25 protein-coding genes are annotated in these 23233 nt (G+C 27.6%); 9 read left to right on the top strand and 16 right to left on the bottom strand.

Going from position 1 to position 23233, the window contains the following annotated elements; genetic code table 11:
* Positions 1-36: 36 nt before the first annotated feature.
* The gene (locus BR69_RS0108710; RefSeq protein WP_027632843.1) at positions 37-786 is read right to left on the bottom strand and encodes a GntR family transcriptional regulator; all 750 of its coding nucleotides are present in this window, start codon (positions 784-786) and stop codon (positions 37-39) included.
* 541 nt (positions 787-1327) lie between these two features.
* On the opposite strand from BR69_RS0108710, the gene BR69_RS21805 reads away from it, so the two are divergent.
* Complete coding sequence (locus BR69_RS21805; protein ID WP_160169942.1) at positions 1328-1474, top strand: hypothetical protein; 147 nt, start codon at positions 1328-1330, stop codon at positions 1472-1474.
* Between the two features lie 96 nt (positions 1475-1570).
* Here the strand turns inward: BR69_RS21805 and BR69_RS0108700 are convergent, their stop codons facing one another.
* The 3 genes from BR69_RS0108700 to BR69_RS0108690 all read right to left on the bottom strand — a co-directional run bounded on the left by BR69_RS0108700 (position 1571) and on the right by BR69_RS0108690 (position 4377).
* Positions 1571-3079, bottom strand: coding sequence for a YfcC family protein (locus tag BR69_RS0108700; protein ID WP_027632842.1), 1509 nt, complete (start codon positions 3077-3079; stop codon positions 1571-1573).
* Between the two features lie 352 nt (positions 3080-3431).
* Positions 3432-3875, bottom strand: coding sequence for a Dps family protein (locus BR69_RS0108695; protein ID WP_027632841.1), 444 nt, complete (start codon positions 3873-3875; stop codon positions 3432-3434).
* 58 nt (positions 3876-3933) lie between these two features.
* The gene (locus BR69_RS0108690; protein WP_027632840.1) at positions 3934-4377 is read right to left on the bottom strand and encodes a Dps family protein; all 444 of its coding nucleotides are present in this window, start codon (positions 4375-4377) and stop codon (positions 3934-3936) included.
* A gap of 570 nt (positions 4378-4947) precedes the next feature.
* Between BR69_RS0108690 and BR69_RS0108685 the strand changes: the two genes are divergently transcribed.
* The 3 genes from BR69_RS0108685 (at position 4948) to BR69_RS0108675 (ending at position 6755) form a co-directional block, all read left to right on the top strand.
* A complete protein-coding gene (locus BR69_RS0108685) occupies positions 4948-5370 on the top strand; it encodes a Fur family transcriptional regulator (RefSeq protein ID WP_034849583.1) in 423 nt (140 codons plus the stop codon).
* Positions 5371-5585: 215 nt separating this feature from the next.
* Entirely contained in the window at positions 5586-6173 is a 588-nt protein-coding gene (rbr, locus tag BR69_RS0108680) for a rubrerythrin (protein WP_027632838.1), read from the top strand.
* A gap of 171 nt (positions 6174-6344) precedes the next feature.
* On the top strand, positions 6345-6755 hold the full coding sequence (locus BR69_RS0108675) for a hemerythrin domain-containing protein (protein ID WP_027632837.1): 411 nt from the start codon (positions 6345-6347) through the stop codon (positions 6753-6755).
* A 433-nt stretch (positions 6756-7188) separates the two neighbouring features.
* Here the strand turns inward: BR69_RS0108675 and BR69_RS0108665 are convergent, their stop codons facing one another.
* The 5 genes from BR69_RS0108665 to BR69_RS0108645 form a co-directional block, all read right to left on the bottom strand.
* Entirely contained in the window at positions 7189-8700 is a 1512-nt protein-coding gene (locus BR69_RS0108665) for a sensor histidine kinase (protein ID WP_027632835.1), read from the bottom strand.
* On the bottom strand, positions 8693-9373 hold the full coding sequence (locus tag BR69_RS0108660; protein WP_027632834.1) for a response regulator transcription factor: 681 nt from the start codon (positions 9371-9373) through the stop codon (positions 8693-8695). Before BR69_RS0108660 ends, BR69_RS0108665 begins: the two co-directional genes overlap by 8 nt.
* A gap of 227 nt (positions 9374-9600) precedes the next feature.
* Positions 9601-10068, bottom strand: coding sequence for a DUF4342 domain-containing protein (locus tag BR69_RS0108655; protein WP_034849582.1), 468 nt, complete (start codon positions 10066-10068; stop codon positions 9601-9603).
* A 160-nt stretch (positions 10069-10228) separates the two neighbouring features.
* Positions 10229-10678: a rhodanese-like domain-containing protein gene (locus BR69_RS0108650; protein ID WP_027632832.1), complete on the bottom strand. Its 450-nt coding sequence runs from the start codon at positions 10676-10678 to the stop codon at positions 10229-10231.
* A gap of 387 nt (positions 10679-11065) precedes the next feature.
* Complete coding sequence (locus tag BR69_RS0108645) at positions 11066-12019, bottom strand: 2-hydroxyacid dehydrogenase (RefSeq protein ID WP_027632831.1); 954 nt, start codon at positions 12017-12019, stop codon at positions 11066-11068.
* A gap of 187 nt (positions 12020-12206) precedes the next feature.
* Between BR69_RS0108645 and plsY the strand changes: the two genes are divergently transcribed.
* On the top strand, positions 12207-12797 hold the full coding sequence (gene plsY, locus BR69_RS0108640; RefSeq protein WP_084315375.1) for a glycerol-3-phosphate 1-O-acyltransferase PlsY: 591 nt from the start codon (positions 12207-12209) through the stop codon (positions 12795-12797).
* 284 nt (positions 12798-13081) lie between these two features.
* On the opposite strand, the gene BR69_RS0108635 is transcribed toward plsY, so the two are convergent.
* A complete protein-coding gene (locus tag BR69_RS0108635) occupies positions 13082-13840 on the bottom strand; it encodes a DUF438 domain-containing protein (RefSeq protein WP_027632829.1) in 759 nt (252 codons plus the stop codon).
* Between the two features lie 318 nt (positions 13841-14158).
* Here BR69_RS0108635 and BR69_RS0108630 point away from each other — a divergent pair, with 318 nt between their 5' ends.
* A complete protein-coding gene (locus BR69_RS0108630; RefSeq protein ID WP_034849579.1) occupies positions 14159-14680 on the top strand; it encodes a nitroreductase family protein in 522 nt (173 codons plus the stop codon).
* Positions 14681-14887: 207 nt separating this feature from the next.
* Positions 14888-15859 carry a helix-turn-helix transcriptional regulator gene (locus BR69_RS0108625; protein ID WP_027632827.1) on the top strand — a complete coding sequence of 324 codons (972 nt, stop codon included), beginning with the start codon at positions 14888-14890 and terminating at the stop codon, positions 15857-15859.
* A 254-nt stretch (positions 15860-16113) separates the two neighbouring features.
* On the opposite strand, the gene BR69_RS0108620 is transcribed toward BR69_RS0108625, so the two are convergent.
* On the bottom strand, positions 16114-16884 hold the full coding sequence (locus BR69_RS0108620; protein ID WP_027632826.1) for a MerR family transcriptional regulator: 771 nt from the start codon (positions 16882-16884) through the stop codon (positions 16114-16116).
* Between the two features lie 195 nt (positions 16885-17079).
* On the opposite strand from BR69_RS0108620, the gene BR69_RS21800 reads away from it, so the two are divergent.
* Positions 17080-17250, top strand: a complete 171-nt coding sequence (locus BR69_RS21800) for a hypothetical protein (protein ID WP_160169941.1) — start codon at positions 17080-17082, stop codon at positions 17248-17250.
* A gap of 177 nt (positions 17251-17427) precedes the next feature.
* On the opposite strand, the gene BR69_RS0108610 is transcribed toward BR69_RS21800, so the two are convergent.
* The 4 genes from BR69_RS0108610 to BR69_RS0108595 all read right to left on the bottom strand — a co-directional run bounded on the left by BR69_RS0108610 (position 17428) and on the right by BR69_RS0108595 (position 21208).
* Complete coding sequence (locus BR69_RS0108610; protein WP_027632825.1) at positions 17428-18372, bottom strand: siderophore ABC transporter substrate-binding protein; 945 nt, start codon at positions 18370-18372, stop codon at positions 17428-17430.
* Between the two features lie 190 nt (positions 18373-18562).
* Positions 18563-19318 (bottom strand): iron ABC transporter ATP-binding protein, encoded by a 756-nt coding sequence (locus BR69_RS0108605; protein WP_027632824.1) that lies wholly within the window; start codon positions 19316-19318, stop codon positions 18563-18565.
* Complete coding sequence (locus tag BR69_RS0108600; protein ID WP_027632823.1) at positions 19315-20265, bottom strand: iron chelate uptake ABC transporter family permease subunit; 951 nt, start codon at positions 20263-20265, stop codon at positions 19315-19317. Before BR69_RS0108600 ends, BR69_RS0108605 begins: the two co-directional genes overlap by 4 nt.
* Complete coding sequence (locus tag BR69_RS0108595; RefSeq protein ID WP_027632822.1) at positions 20255-21208, bottom strand: ABC transporter permease; 954 nt, start codon at positions 21206-21208, stop codon at positions 20255-20257. The genes BR69_RS0108600 and BR69_RS0108595 overlap by 11 nt, the downstream gene beginning before the upstream one ends.
* A 224-nt stretch (positions 21209-21432) precedes the next feature.
* On the opposite strand from BR69_RS0108595, the gene BR69_RS0108590 reads away from it, so the two are divergent.
* Positions 21433-22164, top strand: coding sequence for a helix-turn-helix transcriptional regulator (locus BR69_RS0108590; protein WP_034849577.1), 732 nt, complete (start codon positions 21433-21435; stop codon positions 22162-22164).
* 246 nt (positions 22165-22410) lie between these two features.
* Here the strand turns inward: BR69_RS0108590 and BR69_RS0108585 are convergent, their stop codons facing one another.
* A complete protein-coding gene (locus tag BR69_RS0108585) occupies positions 22411-22926 on the bottom strand; it encodes a ferritin family protein (RefSeq protein WP_027632820.1) in 516 nt (171 codons plus the stop codon).
* Between the last annotated feature and the right edge of the window lie 307 nt (positions 22927-23233).

Raw genomic sequence — 23233 nt, 5'->3', positions numbered from 1 at the left:
TATAGTCTATGAAAAAATATCTTAAGCTTATATAAACTATGCTTTATAGGCTACGTTTCTACAAAGAGTAAATCGTATAAATTTGTCTGTATAATATTCTGTATTATACATAACTATATCTCCCTGAGAAGTATATTCAAAAACCTCAAACCCAAGAATAGGTGCATTTAAGGAAACATTAAAGTCCATTGATAAATCCTTATTAGCTACGCAAGGATATATATGGACCACATCATGAGTTATAGAACACTGGCAAAGGTTTTCAACTGTTGGAAAAATAGATGGAATTAAGTCTTCCTTTGAGAAGTCCTTAATTTCTAAAAGCTTTTCAGGTATTCTATCTACATATACAGCTGCAACTTCTTCATTTGCATAAAGTAGTTTCTTTACCTCCAAGATAGTATCCCCTGGGCTTAAATTCATCTTTATTATCTCATTCTCATTACCAGTTCTATATTTCATGTATTCCACCTGAAAATGAACATCATAGCCATTTTCTTTTAGGCATCCTTCAATATCACTTCCAAAGTCTATTCTATTTTCTAATTTTGTTATAAAAGAATTAATTAATGTTCCTTTTCCTTGAATTCTTGAGACAATCCCCTCCCTTTCTAAAACAGTTATAGCCTCCCTAACTGTTAATCTGCTGACTCCTAAAGAATTAGAAAGCTCATCCTCTGATGGTAGAAACTTATTTTCTGTATTTTTTATATACTCTCTAAGATTTTCTAAAGCTTTCTGTACTGCAGTTACCTTATTTATTCTCTTTATTTTAATTTCTTTCATATCATTCTCCTTATAATCGTAAACATCTAAAGTTTTAATTACTTCTATTATAGTGTAAATTATAAGGTTCTAAAATAAAAAGATAAATAAACCATAAAGTCATAATAATATTATAACATAAAGTCATCTGATGACTTGATTATATAAGCTTATTTTTATTATATATAAATGCTCTCTAAATTGAAACGTTTACTACCATAGCATTTTGTTAATCAACATTATAAATTATGATACTAATCTAAATAGTCTTACAATAATGTAAGCTTATCTTATATAGTGTAAGGTTTTTAAATTGTTACTATATATGATTATGACTAAAATAAACTTAAGAATAATTTATTATTTTTGATTTATTTTAGAATATTAGGCAAGAATCTTTAGATAGATTGAAGTGCATTTTAATTTATTATCTAGTAAATCTTATTCTATAAAATCTCCCTAATATTAAGCCTTAATTTACATTAAAGAAAATTATAAATGGCTGTTTACCTTTTATTCAATTAGCCATTTAATATATTTAAATACATAAGGAGGATATATTATGAAAAAGTTAGTTTTAGCCCTAATCGGAATAGGAGTGGTTGGAGCATCTGCCATCTGCTTAAATAAGAAAAAAGTTACAATAAGTAAAAAAGAATTTATAGAGGAAATTCCTTCTATAAACTCTAATCTTCTAACTAAAAAATAAAAATATAATACTTTATTACATGATTCTTATGTAGTAGATTTTATGGTTTAATAAAAATATCATAGGCTAAGCCTATGATATTTTTAACTTATATATTTAAAACATTGATTGAATTAAAAGCATCACTGCTGCAAATACTCCTATATAACCCATAAGTGGCATAATAAATTTAAGCCATTTGTCATAAGTAACATCTACCATAGCTAATGTTGCAAGTATTAATCCTGTCGGAGTTATAAATGCCATAAGCCCTTGACCATATTGATATGCACTAACTATTACTTCCCTTGGAAGTCCAACAGCATCTGCTAATGGTGCCATAATAGGCATAGATAGAACTGCAAGACCTGAGGACGATGGTATAAAGAATCCTAATATTGTATACACAATAAGCATCATAACTACAAAAATTCCTGAACTCATACCTGTAACTACTCCTGAGGATGCATTAAGTATGGTGTCAGATATAAGCCCTCCATCCATTATTAGATTTATAGCTCTTGCTACTCCTATAGTTAAAGCAACTCCTATAAGATCTCCTGCTCCAGCTACAAACTTATCAACAAATGCCTTTTCTCCCATTCCTGAAATTGCCCCTATTATTATTCCAACTACTAAGAATAAAGCAGTCATTTCAGTAAACCACCATTCCTTAGATGAAACTCCCCATATCATAACTCCAAAAGCTAAAGTGAATATTATAAGCATAAGCTTACGTCTTCCATTAAACTCTGGCACATTATTAGGATCATATCCCTTTAAAAACTTTTCTGTTATCTCTTCTTTTTGATCATAAATTAAAGATTTTGTAGGATCTGCTTTTATTTTCTTACCATATTTAACAATATAAACTATTGTTATTATGGTAGCTATAACAAGTCCTACTGTTCTCATAGTAAGCCCCTGGGTAAATGATATTCCCGCAGCATTAGAACCAATAACTGCTGAAAATGGGTTTACTGTTGAAAACATAGTTCCTATAGAGGACCCCATATAAAGAGCAGCTATACAAACTATAGCATCATACCCGGCTGCCATAAATACTGGCACCAGTATAGGATAAAAGGCTATGGTTTCTTCTGCCAAACCAAAGGTAGTTCCCCCCAAGGATATAAGTACTGTAACAACTACAATAAGTAGAAACTCTCTTCCTTTAGTTGCACGAGAAAGACTTGCCATTCCCGCATCAAAGGATCCTGTACTATTTAAAACACCAATAACTCCTCCAATTATGAAAACAAACATTATAATATCAATAGTATCATATACTCCCTTTATTGGTGATTTAATTACCTCAATAAACCCTTGAGGATTACTCTTTACTTCTTCATAAGTTCCTGGAATAGCAACTGCTTTACTAATACTTCCATCAGTAAATTTTTCAATCCCTACTTTAACTCCTAATTTATCTAAGGTATCTTGTGTTCCTGGCATTTCTTCAGCTGAACCATCTGGTTTAGTTATAGAAAAAACCTTCTTTTCTCCCTCATACTTTAACTTTGCATAAGCTCCCGCTGGAACTATATAAGTAAGAATAGCTACAGCAATTAACACTATAAATAAAACTGTAAATGCTGACGGGAAACTTCTTTTCTTTTTAGTCATATATATCACCCCAATTATAATTATTTAATATAATTATACAATATTTACCCTTGTTATCTAAAAAATTATATAAATTTATTATTTACTTTAATAGATCAGGTATTTTTTTACACTTTATCTATAAAATTTATGTTTTTTATTAATTTTTATATTTTTTATATTAGTATAAATAAACTTACTTTATAAAACATAAAATATTGTAACTATCAGGGTTAATTTCATTTTAATAGTTACAATATTATATATATAAAAAAATCTATTCCTATAAAATAAATAAAAAATAGGGTATCTGAAAAAACTATTAATTTCTTCAAATACCCTATTTTTATCCTCATATAATATCTACTCTATATTAACTATTATATGATCTTACCATCCATAAGAACTTTTCGTAAGCTCCTATAAATCCAGCCATCATATCAACTATTATTTGTACCTTATCTTCTTCTGCTATTTCTAATATCTTCTTAGCGTTGTCTAACAATAACTTATAGTCTTCTTCAACTATGTTTATTGCTTCCCTAGAAGACACACTACCCATTCCTCTTTCCTTTATAGTTGCATTATCTAAATATTCCTTTAAAGATGCAAATGGTGTTCCTTCTATTATTAATAATCCTTCTGCTACCTCATCTAATTGATCTGAAGCTTCATCATAAAGCTTCTCAAAAAGTTTGTGTAATTCAAAGAACCCTTGACCTTTTATATACCAATGTAAATTGTGAAGTTTTACATTTAATACTCCTAAGTTAGATAAAAATATGTTAAGTTCCTTTTGTAAATTGTTTATTGCCATAAAAATCTCCTCCTAATGTTTAAAAATTTGTATTTATATTTTCTATTAATATAATCTATTAGCCCTTATATGCTCTTACCATCCATAAAAACTTTTCGTAAGCTCCTATGAATCCAGCCATCATATCAACTATTATTTGTACCTTATCTTCTTCTGCTACTTCTAATATCTTCTTAGCGTGGTCTAACAATACCTTATAGTCTTCTTCAACTATGCTTATTGCTTCCTTAGAAGATACACTACCCATTCCTCTTTCCTTTATAGTTGCGTTATCTAAATATTCCTTTAAGGATGCAAATGGTGTTCCTTCTATTATTAATAGTTCTTCTGCTACCTCATCTAATTGCTCTGAAGCCTCATCATAAAGCTTCTCAAAAAGTTTGTGTAATTCAAAGAACCCTTGACCTTTTATATACCAATGTAAATTGTGAAGTTTTATATTTAATACTCCTAAGTTAGATAAAAATATGTTAAGTTCCTTTTGTAAATTACTTATTGCCATAAAAATCTCCTCCTAATATTTAAAATATATATTTGTTCTGATTCTATATTTAAATTCATTTTGTTTTTGTAATGAGTATAATATAATAATAAATCCTATTTTGATATTTGTCAACATATTTTAAAATATTTCTTATATAATAATAATTATCCATTGAATGCAATTTTTTATATGCTATAATTATTACATCAATAGTAGTATTTCTAGAATTAAAGAAATTTATTATATATAGATTAGTAATATTAATTTATTTTAATTAAATATAGAAGTATAAGGTAAAAAATAAAATTTTATATTCATATATTTAATTTTTAATAATACATATAATAAACTTATCTATTTCATCAATAAGAGGTATTTATTTGTATGTAAAATTAATATATTAAAGTTACATATTCAGATATAATATATTCATAGATTTAATAAAGTTTATTTTATTTCAAATTATTAGAATTGGAATAATTTTAAAACTTTAATTTTTTATATTAATATAATATAATTATTATCAAGTAGTATTAGTTATTAAATAGTATTTAATATAATTCATTTAATATGTAGGAGGTGTAACAAATGAGGGGTATTGATATAGTAGATATAGATGATCATTTAAGAAAAACTGGAATAAAACCTTCATACCAAAGAAAAGCTATATTTGAATATCTTATGAATTCTAACTGTCATTCAACAGTTAATGATATATATATGGCTTTATCCAGTAATATATCAACTCTTTCTAAAACAACAATTTATAATACCTTAAATCTATTTGTTGACCATAATATAGTAGAAGTTATAAATATCGATCCTAATGAAGCAAGATATGATATTGTTAGAGAAGTTCCTCACGGTCATTTCAAATGTGAAGAATGTGGAGAAATCTATGATATATTTTTAGATTTTAACACCCTTCCTATTAAGGATTTAAATAATTTCACTATAAAAACTCAACAGATAAACCTTACAGGTATTTGTGGGAAATGTAATGAGAAATAATATAAAAAGCTAAGAAGTTAAAAATCAAATTAACTTCTTAGCTTTTTATTTTTTTGTAAATATAAGTAGATTAATTATTTATTAAGTAGTTCCACACTTTAATTATCCTTAATTTTTTATAATTAATAATAATTATTATAAAATACTATTGACAACTTAATAATTAATATTTATTATTATATTATAATCATTACAAATTTGGAGGAGATGTTAATATGAAATCATTAAAGAATACTAGAACAGCTGAAAACTTATTAAAAGCATTCGCAGGAGAATCTCAAGCAAGAAACAGATACACTTTCTTTGCTAATGTTGCTAGAAAGCAAGGTTATATTCAAATAGCAAATATATTTATGGAAACAGCAGAGCAAGAAAGAGAACATGCTAAGAGATTTTATGACTTCTTAAGAGATGATTATAAGGATGAATCTATAGAAATAACTGCTTCATATCCTGTTTCATTACACGAAGAAACTAAGGATAACTTAAAAGCAGCAGCTATGGGAGAAAATGAAGAGTGGGCTGATATGTACCCAGAGTTTGCAAAAGTTGCAAGAGAAGAAGGATTCACACAAATTGCTATAGCATTCGAAAGAATTGCAGATGTTGAAAAGCATCATGAAATGAGATATAGAAAATTACTTTCAAATATAGAAAATGATCAAGTATTTAAGAGAGAAGAAAAATCTTTCTGGAAATGTGGAAACTGTGGATATATCCATGAAGGATATGAAGCTCCAGCTAAGTGTCCAGCATGTATGCACCCTAAAGCTTACTTTGAACTATTAAATGAAAACTATTAAAAATAATTTAACTATAATAAAAATGCCTCGGAATTAACTAGATCCTAGGCGTTTTTATTCATTTAATACTTTAAATATTCTGCTTATATCTATCAAAAATTTGACTTTAATCACATAAATTTTTCTTATAAGATGTTAATATTTTCATATAATAGCTTACGAGGTGATTAAATGTTAAATATAAGTAATTTCTCAAGACAACATGATGAAATCTATAAATCAATATATGATATTGAAGCTTTAATAAAAAATAATACCATAGAGAAAGATGCTATGACTCTTGGAAAATTAATAAGCTTACTATCTGGAAAATTAAAAGTTCATCTTCAAAGTGAAGATAATTTCTTATATCCTAATTTATTAAATAGTGGGGATTCAAAACTTAAAACTATTACACAATCCTATATAGATGAAATGGGAAATTTAAAATCAGTTTTTGAAGATTATAAAAACAATTTTAATACTAAAAATAAAATTTGTGCTGACATAAATGCCTTTAAAATAGAGACTAGTAAGATACTTAATGCTCTAAAAAATAGACTTAATAAAGAAGATAATAATTTATATACTTTATTAAAATAAAATGTTTTAGAATATTTAAAAATACTATAGAATCTTATTAAAGATTTATAAAACTAAAAAATAAAGTCCCCCTGAGCCATATGACTTATCGGGGACTTTTATCTTATTAAGAATTATTCTTTTCTTTTTTATTCATTTTTCTTAAACAAAAAGCTACTATAATTATGAAGATTATCATGTTAACTATATTTAAGTAAAAGGAAACACTACTTCCATTTAAATTATATTGATCAACATATACTCCTTCTTTCCAAACACTTAAGTTAGAAATGATTACAGAAAATAAGGAATTAATTAAAATTATAACAGCATCCATATTTCTTTTATTTGTTTTTAAAACTAAATAAAAGAGATTAAATATTAGAAAAAGTAATGATAAATTAATATATACCCCGAAATATTCCACACCATTCACCTCTTAATTATTAATTCTCTACTCCCTTAATGGTAAATTAATAGTCATCTTAGTCCCTTCATTTATCTTGCTTACAACATCTATACTCCCCCTATGCTCCATTACTATCCACTTAGCTATAGCAAGGCCAAGGCCTGTTCCTCCTGTCTCCTTAGTTCTAGACTTATCAGCACGATAGAACCTATTAAATATATTAGGTAAGTCCTCTGGAGCTATACCTATCCCTGTGTCTTCTATGGTTATATGTGCCTTATTTTCACTTGATATTGATCCTATGGTTATACTTCCTAAGGGTTTAGTATACTTTATGCTATTATCTATAAACACTCGCAATGCTTCCTTTAATAATTTAGCATCAGCAAATATTTCTATATCCTTATTCTCATGACAATTTATATTGTGTTTATCATCTATAAGCCTAGTTTCCTTTACTACCTCATCTATTAAAGTTTTTAAATTAAAAGTCTCCTTATTAACCTTTTGGGTATGCTTATCTCCTCTAGCAAGGAATAATAATTTTTCTACTAAGTCCTTCATATTTTCTGCCTCAGACTTTATGGCATCTATGGATTCTTTTAAAACCTCTTTGTCTTCCTTTCCCCATCTATCCAAAAGTCTTATATAACCCTGTATAACAGATATAGGGGTTCTAAGTTCATGAGAAGCATCTGATACGAACTGATTTTGTGACTCATAGGATTCTTGTATTCTATCTAACATCTCATTAAAGGTTATAGCTAAATCCTTAAGTTCATTTTGTGATCCTCCTATATTTAGCCTTGTATGAAGTTTATTGATTGTAATATTTTTTACTGTAGAATTCATATCAGCAATAGGCTTTAATATCTTTTTACTTCCTTTAGAAAGCTTTATCATTGATACTAATATAGATATAACTTCGAGAATGCCTATAACTAAAATAAGTATGGGTATTTTTTCTAATCTTTCTGATAGATTATCCCACACCTTAAGTGTTACCCCCTCTGAAGATAGATCTATATCCCTTTGGTATACGTAGTTCACATTAAATATATCTTGATTTATATTAACATTGTTAACATTCTTAGCTTTCTCAATATATGTATGATTCTCTATAGGAAATAACTCACTTAAAGTATAGTTCTTCTTATATTCACTATTTGATATATAAAGGATTTCTTTTTCTTTAGATAGAACTTCTACATTTAACCCACTTACCTTAGTTATTAAACTAAGATTATCTTCCTGTATATTTTCTACATTCTTAATACTATCAACTATTAAATCATAATTTCTTTTTATATTAATATCTGATGTATAACCCATATATACTATGCTAGATATTACTATAAATATATTTAAGGTTACCAATGTACCTATAATCCTCAATATATACATAATATTAAGTCTTAAAACTATGGAAAATCTTAATTTAGTTATAAAATTCTTATATGCTTTCTTTAAAAAACTAATTACTTCATTCCATATATATATAATAATCTTTTCTAAATATTTTATTATTTCTTTGAAATCAACTTGAGAGTTATTCATCTTTTATAACATACCCTACCCCTCTTATAGTATGAATTAGCTTTATACTATATTTATCATCAATCTTACTTCTTAAATATCTTATATATACATCCACCACATTTGTGTCTCCCAAATAATCATAGCCCCATACTTTTTCAACTATTTTCTCTCTAGACAATACGCGTCCCTTGTTTTCTAAAAGATAGTGTAATAAATCAAATTCACGTTTTGTAAGTTCTATTATTTCATTTTTAAATGTAACAATATATTTATCTAAATCTAATTTTAAGTCATTAATCTTAAGGATATTATTACTTATAACTTCACTTTTCTTTTTCTTAAGTGCTACTCTAATCCTTGCTAATAACTCCTCTATCTCAAAAGGCTTTGTTACATAATCATCAGCCCCCATATCAAGTCCTGTAACCTTATCCATAGTATCATCCTTAGCTGTAAGCATAATAACTGGAGTTTCTGAGGTCTCCCTAAATCTCCTTAACACCTCTATACCATTCATAGAAGGAAGCATTATATCAAGAAGTATCAAATCAAACTCTCCTTCTCTTGCCTTAGTAAGTCCCTCTCTTCCATCATGGACCTTAAAAGCTTCATATCCTTCATAATTTAGCTCTAATTCTAAAAACCTTGCTATTTTAACCTCATCCTCTATTATAAGTATTTTTCCTTTCATATACCCTTCCTCCAAACCTAAAAATAATTTTAATCTACTATCAAAGTATTCTATCCTTATTAAGAAAACTATTATCCGTACTTAAAACCTACAATAATCTATAAATATATATAAATTAATAATATCAAAAAACACACTATTTCTATATAAGAATTCTCTTATAATTAGTGTGCTTTTATACTTTTTTATACTCTTAAGTTTGTTAGGGTTTCTAGTTCTTCAATTAATTACTTTACAAACTCTTCTTTTATATGATCTGCTGTGTTAGACATTTTATTTAAAGTATCGTTTACCTTAGTATTATCAACATCTTCCCCATGAACTCTAAATTTATGGCCTGTAAATAAAGCTAATATTAATAATGGTATTGATATATATGGTGCTATTATAATAATTATTGCAGATATTGTTAAGGATAATTTTAATATAACATTATCTCTCTTTGTCACTGTTAAGTAATTTCTATTGCCTTTCTTTATCCATTTTTTACACCAACCTATAAAACCACAAGCTACCTTTGAAAAACTTTCTCCATTATCCTTATTTTCTTCTTCTTTTTTTATCTTTCCATTTTTCTCTAAATAAAGTATAGCCTCTAATATATCCTCATTACTATTTTCTAATGCTTCCTTCGCATCCTCATAACTTACATTAACTCTTTTTCTTAATTCATCAATTTGCTCTATTGTTATCATAATTAATACCTCCAAGTTTTAATTTTATTTTATCTCTTTAACTTAATTTAATTATAAACTCAGAAGATTATAGCCTTCTTAGTGAAACATTAGAATTTCATTAGAAAATAAAAAAGACTTTCTAATTTTTCTTAGAAAGCCTTTTTAATAAACTCTATATTTATTTAGTTTCTAAAAGGTCCTTATGAGGCCATGCCTTTTGTCCCTTTTCTAATATATATATTCTATCTTCTTTTATACCCTTTTCTTTTAAGTAAGCATGAGTTTTTTCTGCTCCACCAGCACCACCTGGACAAACTATAACTATAGGTGCAGTTGATTTTTCTAAATTAGGTATTTCTTTATCAAGTTTTTTCTTATCTTCATCAGTTTTTACTGGATACGCATATGTAGGAATTGCTCCCTTTATGTGATGTTTATTAAATTCATCCTCAACTTGAATATCTAAAAGTATCATATCCTTCTTTTTCTCTATGCTTTCTTTAACTTGATCTGCTGTGTAATACTGAAACCCTTTTCCTTCTTCCTTCTTTTCTTTAGATGAACATCCAACAAGTACTACTGATGTTACAAGTAGTAAACTCATAATTAATCCTAAAAATTTTTTCATTTTTCTTCCCCCATATATATGTAATTTTTAGTTTTTATACCAATGCTATTATAACATATATACTCTAAGATTCTTATTTGAATTATTAATAATAAGGAGCATGTCTATTATTATTTTATATATCTAATCTATATCTTAATATTTCTTCTATATATAGTTAATTTATATATCTTCCTAAATCAAAATGAATTATATGCTTTCTAAGTAAATACTTAACTTATTCATTGAAAATATGTTTGAGTTGCTTTGGGTTAAAAAATGTGTATAAATTAACCCAAAACCTATAACTCTTATTCATATATCCCTTATACCCTCTGTCCAAATAAAAAAGATTTACTACAATTATCATACATTTAGTAGTAAATCTTTTTATAGGCTATGATTCCTTTACATAACTATGTTCTTTTCTTCTCCATTTATCCATGAATATACATTATCAAACTCTATGTTAGCTCTCTTTATCATAGATTCCTCTGAAGCAAAAGCTACATGAGGTGTAACTAAGGTGTTTCTTGAACTGAATAAAGGATGGTTAGACTTAATAGGTGGTTCTATTTCAAAAACATCTATACCAGCCCCAGCTATATCCCCATTATTTAATGCTTCTGCAAGAGCTTCACTATCTACAACAGGGCCTCTCGCTACATTTATAAGTATTGCACTTTTCTTCATTAGTGATATTCTTTCTTTATTTATAAGCCCTTTAGTTGCATCATTTAATGGTACATGTAAAGAAACTATATCACTTTTTGAAAGAAGTTCTTCAAGAGTAACATACTCTATTCCTAACTCCTTTGCTCTCTCAGATTGTGATCTATTATACCCTAAAAGTTTACAGTTAAAGGCTTTTAAAATTTCGGCAGTTCTAAGTCCAATAGCTCCTGTTCCAACTATCCCAACTGTCTTTCCATTTAATTCGCTGCCTACAAGTCCTACCTTCGTTCCTTCTTTCCTTGTTACTTCATCACATTTTATAACATTCCTTAAAAGGGACAGTATCATTCCTATAGTTAATTCTGCTACCGCTTCAGTAGCGTAACCCTGAGCATTGGATACCTTTATTCCTCTTTCTTTGCATGCTTCTTTATCAACATGATCTACCCCTGTGAAAGCAACTGCTATGTATTTAAGATTTTCTACTGATCTTATAACATCTCCATTTAAAGGATTATTAGCAATCATAAGAATATCTGCATTCTCTGCTCTTTTTTTAAGAGCCTCAGTATCCTTTTCTACAGTATCATAAGCTATAAACTCATGTCCCATATCTTTAAGCTTACTAGCCAAACTATTTAATATTTCCTTACTTATTGCTAAAGGCTCTAATAAAACTATCTTCATATCACTTATCCTCCATATAATATAAAAAATATACTTCTACATATAATTATATCTCTTTTATAAAGGAATGCTAAGGGCTAAGTAAATATTTAACATAATAAAAATTTTAATATATACCTCCTAACTTATTAAGAATTTCTATATAATATAAGGTGAAAATAAATTTTTATTAACAAAGGAGCAATTGATGATTTTTTTAATGTCTTTACTAAGTTACTTAATAGGATCTATTCCTAGTGGTTATCTACTTACAAAGCACTATAAGGGAATAGATATTAGAAAACATGGAAGCGGCAATATAGGTGCCACTAATGTAACTAGAGTATCTGGATCAAAACTTGGAAACATAACAAAGGTTTGTGATATTTCCAAGGGACTTATTCCAATTTTAATAGGTGATATTCTTATAAGAACTAATGCAATAACTTATAATCGTGATATTCTTCTTAGCACCTTATGTATATGTGTAATCTTAGGTCATAACTACACAATATTCTTAGGATTCAAGGGAGGCAAGGGGGTAGCTACAACTATAGCTTCTTTTGCCTATGTTTTACCACTTGAAACACTTATAGCTCTTGGTTTTTTCTTTGGTCTTAAGGTAGTTACAAAAATTGTATCAGTTAGATCCATGGTTTTTGGATTTATTTTATTTATATCTACAGTGATTCTAAAAGGAAATTCAATATATTCTTATGTGACATTTATTGCTTTTATCTTAATCTTAATAAGACATAAAGCTAATATAATAAGGTTATTAAATGGAGAAGAAAAGTAAGGTAAAAATAGCCTGTACAATAATTTATATACAAGTTATTGTACAGGCTTCCTTTTTCTTTGTTTTAACCCTTATCTTTTAATTTCATCTTAACCCTTAAAGCTAAATCTCATTATATATATCCATAATCTAACATTAAATTATTCCTTAAATTTTTCTTCAGTAACTTTAGAAATCATGGTAAAAAATTTTTTGGATAAGTTTAGATTTTACTGTGGATATCTATATTAAATTTTTAGAAAGTATATTTTTTATTACAATATTATTTTAAGTTATAGACTTATTTAGTTCATGTTAGGGGTAAAGCTACAGTATCCTATTTCATCACACTTTGTTTTCATTTCATCCCATAAGCCTTCTTCCTTTATAGCCTCAATTGCTGAAGGGTAGAGAATATAATTTTCTTTAAATATATGATCTCTAAGATTAAAGATTATATATTTACTTAAATCATCTAATCTTTCTTTAAAACTTTCAAATCCTATATATTCTAAACATGATACTAGCTCCTTAAGCTCTCTTTTCTTTGCTCTTAAATCATCATGTTCCATTCTCATTATTCTAGTTGGTCCAGTAATTTCTCTCTTCTCCATTTCTAAGAAAAGTACATCCTCTTCTCTCTTATGGTGCTTTTCTGCATCTAGTATATTATCTGCTAACCCCTCTAATTCCTTAAATTCTTTTCTTTCTTTATCATAAGATTTCATATTTTGAATAATTGAATTTACCTCTTCTAAGTCTTTTAAAAATTCTAGTATTTTCTCATGCTCTTTTATCATAGTATCAACTACATGACCTGTCTTAACCTTATCTTTAACTTTAGTAAGTTCATCCTTCAACACTTCCATGTGAATATCACATAAATGTCTTAGGTCTTTTGGATCCATTCCATCATCTATTAGATTTTGCTCTGCTATTGAAAGCTCTATGGGATTTATATTACTAACTATATCTATTGCTTCCCTTTTAAGTTCTTCTGTAACTCCATGTATATTAAGCTTCTTAAGTACTAATGTTAATTCCTCTATTTTATCATTTCTCATAATTAATCCCTCCCAAATTAAACTCAATTACTATAAAAGTTATTTCTTTAAGTCCTTATGTTATTTTTAATTATATATATCTCCCTCTATTTTTTATGTGATTTAAATCAAATTTAGATAATTTATATAATATATCTTTAGGCATATTATTTCCTAGGCAAGTTAAATTCCAAGATTAAACTTATAAAGATTTTACCTCCCCCTTATGTTGAATACATACTAATTAAATTGAAGTTAGTTTTATTTAATTAATACTGACAGGTTTATGTCAGTATTACTATGATAGTATTTATTTAAAACTATCATAGGAGGTCTATTATGGATATTAAAGAAGCTATACTAACTAGAAGAAGTATTAGAAATTATGAGGATAAGGAGGTTTCTGATGAGTTAATAATAGAACTTTTAAAAGGAGCTATGGCATCTCCTTCCGCTAACAATAAACAACCTTGGGAATTCCTCGTGTTAAGGGATAGAGAAAAAATGGACAACATAATTGATATAAATCCTGAGGCTACTCCTCTTAAAACTGCTAATGTAGCAATTGTAGTTTGTGGAAACTTAGATGTGTATAAAGGTTATAAGAAAAACGTAGATTTTTGGATTCAAGATTGTGCAGCTGCAACACAAAATATTCTTTTAATGGCTCATGGGAAAGGTCTTGGTGCTGTATGGATAGGTATCTACCCTGCCACTCCAAGAACTGAAGATGTTAGCTTAATACTAAATCTTCCTGAAAATATTATTCCCTTGTCTATAATCTCTATTGGATATCCCCTAAATAAGGTTGAACCTTCTAATAGATATAACCAAAGTAAAATACATTATAATATTTGGTAAGCTATACTTTAATATTAGTTATTAATTCTAAGAATATATGCTCTGTAATTAGTTATCCATTAAATATGCTATAATAATCTTATTCTATGTGATATTTAACCATTAATTACATCTTATACTAATAATATTGGTTTATTTAGATTAATATAAACACTAAAAATATTTTTATAAATATATTAGCTACGACTTATGTATGGAGGGAAGATTATGAATAAAACTGAAAGATTAATGGCTATTATTCTAGCACTTAAGGACAAAGAAAAAATCACTGCAAAAGAGCTTTCTAGTATATTTGAGGTGGATATTAGGACAATCTATAGAGATATGGATGCTTTAGGTCAGATGAATATCCCCATAACCTCTAATACAGGTGCAGATGGTGGCTATACTCTTTTAGATCATTACTTTATCCCTCCTATAATGTTTAACAGGGAAGAAATTTTTGCACTACTTTTAGCTAAAAAAGCCATTGGGATAATAGATATCCCTGGATATAATGCTCATTGCAACTCAGCTTTTCTAAAGCTTGAAAGTTTAATTTCTGGTGAATTTAAAAAAGATCTCGAAAATATATATGAAAGAATAGTACTAGATATAAATTCTAAGGAAAGTTCTCTTAAAAGCTATAATATATTTGATTCTTTAGAAAAAGCTCTTAAGGAGAACTTCAAAGTCAAAGTATTTTTCCATATTGATATTACTATTCAAGGGAAATCCTATGAGGTTATTCATCCTTATGGAATCCTCTTTGAAAATAGTACATGGTATATTGTTGGTTTCTCAGAGTCTAATAACTCTGATATACTCCTAAGAATTGATAGTATAAAGGATATATGTGTACTAAATGATACTTTTATATTACCTAAAAATTTTAGTATGCAGGATTATTATAGTACCTGTTGCTTTAAAAATGCTACTAAAAACCCTAAAAGCGTCTCTATAAAACTAAAAGTTTGTAAAGATCTCTATAGTGAAATTAAGGATTTTGCCTTTATTAAATACGGTAATGTTGTTGAAGGCAACGATTGTTTTTATGTAACAGTTAAAACCAGTAACATAGATACATATATATCCTTAGCCTTTAAATTCTTTAAAGGTATAGAAATTATAGAACCCCTATGGGTTAGAGAAAAGTTTAAGGAACAACTTGTTATATTAAATAAGACCTATGAACTTTAACTTAACTATATTAAATATACTTTTTAAATATAGTTAAGGAGACAGGAATATGAATTTAAAAATTAATTCTCTTTACCAATCAATAGATAAAAATCAAACAATAATAAGTAAAAAAACAACAAATTGAAAACTTTAATTTAAAAACTGATGATAAAAAAATTAGTAAAGAAAAAGATGCAAAATTATACAATTTTGCATCTTCTTTATAATACCCATAACTTCTAATAGATTAAAGATAATAACCTAAGAAATAGTTATCTACTATTTAGTTTATTACAATACACTTCTATTCCTTGACTTAAAAAACTCGCAAGTCCTTCTCCAAACTTATCAATATTTTCAGTAAATCTTAGATCTGATATATATAATTCCCCTAATCCTCTAAAGATTTCTGGAGTACAATTATAGAAGTTTTCACTAATATGCATTCTCCACTTATGAATAAGTTCTTGAACTTTATCATCTTCTGGATCTTTATCCATTAAAGCTGCAAGCTCTCTATATATACTGTTCATATCTTCAGTAATTCTTTCCCAATCAGTTTTAGTATATTTAGACGTCTTCTCTTCACTTACTTTATAGGCATCAGTTCCACCATACTTTTTTCTCGCTTCCTCCTTATATTGTTTTTTATGATTTTCTACCTCACTTATGTCAAAGCCTTTAAACATTTCATTCTTACTCATTATAAACCCTCCTTCAATTGATTCTATGGTTTTATCTAGGGATTCTATTATTCCATCAAGTCTTTTTCTTTTATCTAATAGTAGTTTTTTATGAAGTGTTAAGGTATTCTTTCTATCATAATCCTTGCTATTTAATATATCTCTTATATCATTTAGGCTAAAGTCCAGCTCCTTAAAAAATAAAATTTCTTGTAGTTTTTGAAGCTCTTTTTCTGAATAAAGCCTATAACCTGATTCTGTAAAACTTTTTGGCTTTAGAATACCTATTTCATCATAATGATGAAGTGTACGTACACTTACTCCTGTTATATTAGATACTTCTTTAACCTTATATAGCATAAATAAAAATCCCTCCCTTACTTTCTTATAATAATCTATAACGTAATGTTAGAGTCAACACACTTTTATATTTTTATTCTAGTTATTGCTAAATGCCTATATAATAAAGCCTTGGTAATACTTTCATGAGTATTTTATGAAAATAAAGACACAATAATTACTGAAGCTAATTAATCTAAGAAAGAAGGTATTTATATGAAAGCAAAAGACTATGTAGATCAAGTACACGCTCAAATTAAAAGTGCTGAAACATCATTAAATCAAGCATATGAAAAAGCTGAAAAATCTGAGAATAAATCAGTAATACAAAACGCTTTATCTTCATTACAAACTGCTTGTGATAACTTAAATAAGTACAAAGATTAATAATCTTATGTATAAAATATGTTCTACAAACTATATGATATTATTTAAGCTATACTATCATATTTAAATGACGTTGGCCTCCCCTTAATTATTTCTTGAAAAATAAAAAAAGGTGTAACACTTTACCTAAGTGTTACACCTTTTGTGTATTTATTTCTAAGTATTTATTTCTAAAGTTTACTTAAAAGCTGCCTCTACTTCTTTAATCATCTCATTAGTTGACCCAAGTCCACCTGGGGATATATACCAGTATTCTGCATTTAAAGGTATAATTTTGCTATTTTTATATGCTGATGTAGTTTTTATCAGATCATTTTCCATAACCTTACTCATTGACTTTTCTCCACCTACAACAACTGCCCCTCTATCAACTACAAACATATAATCTGGATTCTTTTCAACTATATATTCAAAAGAAACTTTTTGTCCATGAGTAGCTGTGTCTATGCTTTCATCAGCTAGTGGGAATCCAAGCTCCTTATGTATAAGGCTAAATCTTGAATCCTTACCATATACACTTAAAGCACCATTGTTAACTAATGTTAATAATGCCTTTTTTCCACCTTCACTAGCCTTTTTGTTTATAGAGCTTATAGATTCATCTATCTTTTTAAGTTCTGATTTTACGAAATCTTCCTTAACAAAAATCTTTCCTAACTTTTCTAGGTTACTCTTGAAAGATTCCATATACTTTCCATCTTCTATATTAAGATATATTGTTGGAGCTATTTTATTAAGCTCTTCATATACCTTAGATTGTCTTCCTGATATAAATATTACATCTGGCTTAAGCTCATGTATTTTTTCAAAGTTTGGTTCAAAAAGTGTTCCTGCATCTAAATATTTATCATCCTTAAACTTTGAAAGAGATGCTGGAAGGTTTGACTTCGGAAGCCCTGCTATTTCTATTCCCATCTTATCTAAAGAATCCACAGTTCCATAGTCAAAAGCTACTATTTTTTCTGGTTTCTTGCTTAAAGTTGCTTCTCCTAATTCGTGAGTAATCTTCATTTCTGCAAACTTTGGCTCTTCCTTTTTATTATCTTTAAGTTTAAAGAACCCAACTCCTGCAATGATTACAGCTATTAAAATACCAACTATTATACCTGCTTTTTTATTCATTTCATTCACCTCAATAAATTTTTATTATTATAGTTTTATTAAACTTATAAATTATACTTTTACATATATTAAAGCCTTTAACTTAATTACTTGTACTAGGCTAAGTCTCTAATATTATAGAACCTTGACTCCAAGGATTATAATCTCACTAATATAATTTAACTACTTCAAAAAGTTGCTTAATTAATTACTAGAAGTAGATACAAATCTTTTGGCTATCTATATCTTCTATCCTAAAGTCCATTTCATATATGTCCCCTAGTATATTTTTATCAATAATACTACTTGTATCTCCCTCATTAGCTATTACTCCATCCTTTAAAGCAACTATATAATCTGAATAACAGGATGCAAAATTAATATCATGTATAACTAAGATTACAGTTTTATTAAGGTCCTCTACTAAGTTTCTTAAGACCCTCATTATCTGAACTGAATGTTTCATGTCTAAATTATTTAATGGTTCATCTAACAGTATATAATCTGTGTTCTGAGCCACTACCATAGCTATATATGCCCTTTGCCTTTGTCCTCCACTTAATTCATCTAGGTATTTATCCTCTATATCCTTAAGCTCCAAATATTCTATGGCCTCGTTAACATACTTCCAATCCTCATCTTTAAGATTTCCCTCGCAGTATGGAAACCTACCAAAGCTTACTAGTTCCTTAATTGTTAATCTTATATTTATGTGGTTTGATTGTTTAAGTATAGATATTTTCTTGGATAATTCCTTATTGTCCCATTGACTTAATTCCTTGTTATCTATAAAAACCTCACCCTGATCCTTATTAATAAGACGGCTTATAATAGATAATAAAGTACTCTTACCAGCACCATTGGGTCCAATAAAAGAAGTTATCCTTCCCTCCTGTATCTTTAGTGATACATTATCCACAACTTTTTTATCTCCATATTTTTTTACTATATTTTTTATCTCTATCATGCCTTACTCTCCTTTAACAGCAGATACATAAAGTAAAGTCCTCCAATGAAATTTATAATAACACTTAAGGTTGTACCAAAATTAAATAATCTTTCAGAAATAAGTTGTCCGCCTACCAAAGCAATAATACTTATTAAAATTGAAGTTATAATTAAATATTTATGCTTATAGGTTTTCATATACTCATAGGTTAAATTTACAACAAGTAACCCTAAAAATGTTATAGGACCGATTAAAGCTGTTGATATGGATATTAATATTGAAGTTACTATAAGCATCCTTTTTACAACTTTATCATATGAAACGCCCAAGTTTATTGCCTGCTCTCTTCCTAAAGATAATACGTCCAATACCTTAACATAATCATAAACATAAGCTATAACTATAAGTATTACTATGACAGAAATAAGTAGAATTTCTGTATGTATATTATTAAAACTAGCAAACATCTTATCCTGTATTATTAAAAACTTATTTGGATCAATAACCATCTCGATAAACGATGATAGGCTTTGAAATAAGGTTCTAAATATTACCCCTGTTAGTAATAAGAAAAAAATATTTTTCTCATCACCTTTAAACAATACTTTATATAAAATCATTGAAAAGATCACCATAATGCTAACGGATATAAGAAAATTAACATTATTATTCATCACAAATACATTACTAGCTCCAAATGTAAAAACTACAAAGGTTTGTACAAACAGATATAGGGAATCTAATCCTAATATACTTGGTGTTAATATTCTATTGTTAGTTATAGTTTGAAATATCATTGAAGAAAAGGCTATGGAGGTTGCTGTTAAAACTATAGCTAGTACCTTTAATGCCCTTCTAGGTAACACATAATCTAAATTATTTTTATTTACTCCTAAAAGCATAAATATTCCTATAAGTATTAATGAAATAACTATTAAAAAAACTATTTTTCTTTTATGCTTCATGTCCATTCCTCCTAATTAAAAGATAAAGGAATATGGCACTTCCTAATACCCCTACTATAAGTCCTATAGAAATTTCATAAGGGTAAATAACTAGTCTTCCTAATATGTCACAAGCTAAAAGAAAAACCGCTCCAAGTAAGGCTGTATCATAAAGACTATTCTTTAAATTATCTCCTTTATAAATAGTTACTATGTTAGGTATTATAAGTCCTAGGAATGGTATTTTTCCTACGGTTATAACTACAACAGATGATATTAATGAAACTATTATAAGTCCTATATTTACAACCTTATTGTAATTAAGCCCTAAGTTTTTAGAAAAATCCTCTCCCATACCTGCTACAGTAAATTTATTAGCATAAAAGAAAGCTACTATTACCAAAGGAATACTTAAATATAAAAGTTCATAATTTCCCTTAAGTACCATAGAGAAATCTCCTTGTAACCAAGTAGAAATACTTTGTATAAGGTTATGTTTATAAGCAAAAAATGTTGTAATTGAATCTATTATATTTCCAAACATTATCCCTACAAGAGGTATGAAAATTACATTCTTAAACTTTATTCTTTTTAAAATTCTCATGAATATGAATGTACCTGCTAATGAAAATACAAAGGATACTAACATCTTTTGAATAGGGCTAGCTGAAGAAAATAACATTAATGATACTAAAGCTCCTAGCTTAGCACTATCTATAGTAGCTGAGGTATCAGGAGATACAAACTTATTACGACTTATTTGCTGCATAATAAGACCTGCTATACTCATACTAACCCCTGCTACAATAATACTGATAAGCCTTGGTATTCTACTAATTATTAGAACCTTGCTCTTAGTATCATCAGGATTAAATATATCTAAAAAGTTCATTTCCTTTACTCCAATTAATATGGAACAAATGGATAAAATAATTAATGCCAAAATTAAATATCGCTTTTTCATAAGTCCTCCCCTGTATACGTAACCAATATTATGTTTGACACCTCCATCCATCCATTGATATAATCATTTACATAAGCAAATGCTTTTGATATTCATTATCATTTATATTCTACAATTTTATTTTTTAATTAATGTACACTATATTTATATCTTTATAACTATATTGGGATAAATTTAAAAGGAGTGATGGTAATTGTTTCGTTAATGATCATATCTCTTCCACCATGGAAAAATTCTTTCTATGTACTAATATTCCTATAAAAGCATTTAACTTTAATGGAGAATTAATCCACTCTATTGGATACAATAACTTTTTAGAAGACGTATTTGATAATAATGGTATTTATGAAAGTTTAAATATTAGAACTCTTAATTCCGAGGAACATTATGTAATAGACGTTCCCTCTCTAGAAGGTGTTAGCTTCACTAAGTTTGCTGTTTGTCCCAAGAATATTCACAGGGGGTTATATGTTATAGGTCCATATGCTTCATGTAGTGCACGCCACATAGGAATCTTGTACAAGCCTTCTTGTTGTATGCCCCACCTAATCTCTTTGCTAAGAAACATAGCCTGGGATAGTAATTATATGAAGCAAAAAAGACTTATATCTGAGCCACCTTATGGTTTATATGTTAAAAAGGCTCTATCCTTTATTGATGCTAGGTATAATGAGAATATAACCTTAAATGATGTAGCTGAATATCTTAACATAACCAAATGTTACTTTTGTACTATACTAAAAAAAGAAACTGGGAAGACATTCTCTAGGCTTATAAATGAAATTAGAATAGAAAAAAGCAAAGAATTACTAATAAAAGAAAACTTATCTATATTAGATATTTCTCTTTCTGTGGGATTTAATAATCAAAATTATTATAGTTCAATGTTTAAAAAGTTAAACAATAAAACTCCTATTGAATTTAGAAATGAAAGCTTAAATAGTGTAGTGTCTTAATTTTTTATATATATAATTGTAAAAAGAAATTATATATACATTATTCTTAGTAATATATCTATTAGCTGCAGCAATTATATTTTCATATATATAATTTCTTATATTTTTATCATAACTTTTATAGCTCCATAATAATAAATCCCTAAATGTAAAGAAAAAAGGCTTAACACCAATATAACTATAGTGTTAAACCTAAACCTTAAATTTATTAATCTATATTTAATTTGTATATATTATAATAAAATATTATTCTATAGGCCCATAAGTATCATTATCTAGGATTATTAAAGCCCTTGTAAGCTCCTCTACATGCTCCTTCTCATCTTTAGTTATGTCTTTTATAATTCTATTTATAACTTCATCTTCTATTATTTCTGTTAAACTATCATAAAGAATTATAGCCTCTAGCTCTGCCTTTATAGCATCTCTTATAAATACTAGTATGTCATGACTACTTGCCTTTTTCTTATTTTCTGTTTTGCATTTTAGCTTATTTTTTATTACAACATGCTCCTTAGCTTCTTGTTGCAGTTCTTCCTCTTCCTTATCAATTCTTCTTAAAGCTTCTAGAAACATGCCATAGTGCCTTTTCTCATCTTCCATTATATGATGAAATAACTCTCTAACATCTTTATTTTCAGTAACTCCTATAAAATAGCTATAATCATTTATCGCCACTACTTCGCCTATCATACCTTCCCTAAGTAGACTTTCAGTGGATTTAGATAATCCTTGGGGTTGCCTATTAGTTGTATAACTCATAATTATCTCCTATATTATTTATACACTATCATACTATTATAATTCACCTAGATGTGTTCTTTAATATATAACTTCTCTCTTTCAATGAAATTATAAATAAAAATTTCTTAACTTTTAACTGATTTATTATATATAAAATTAATTGAAAACTGTATACATTAATAATTTTAATTATTTTCTAAATGTTTTGACTTTTATTCTTTATTATTATAAAATGGTTTTGGATTCATTTTTGTTAAAGGGGAGTAACTACCATGGACTCATGGGAATAAGTCAACAACCGATTTTTAGAATCTGGTTTATTCTG

This window comes from Clostridium hydrogeniformans DSM 21757, assembly GCF_000686705.1.
Lineage (GTDB): Bacteria > Bacillota > Clostridia > Clostridiales > Clostridiaceae > Clostridium_Z > Clostridium_Z hydrogeniformans.
Note: the sequence above shows the minus strand (reverse complement) of the source record. Positions and strands in the feature narration are given on the sequence as shown.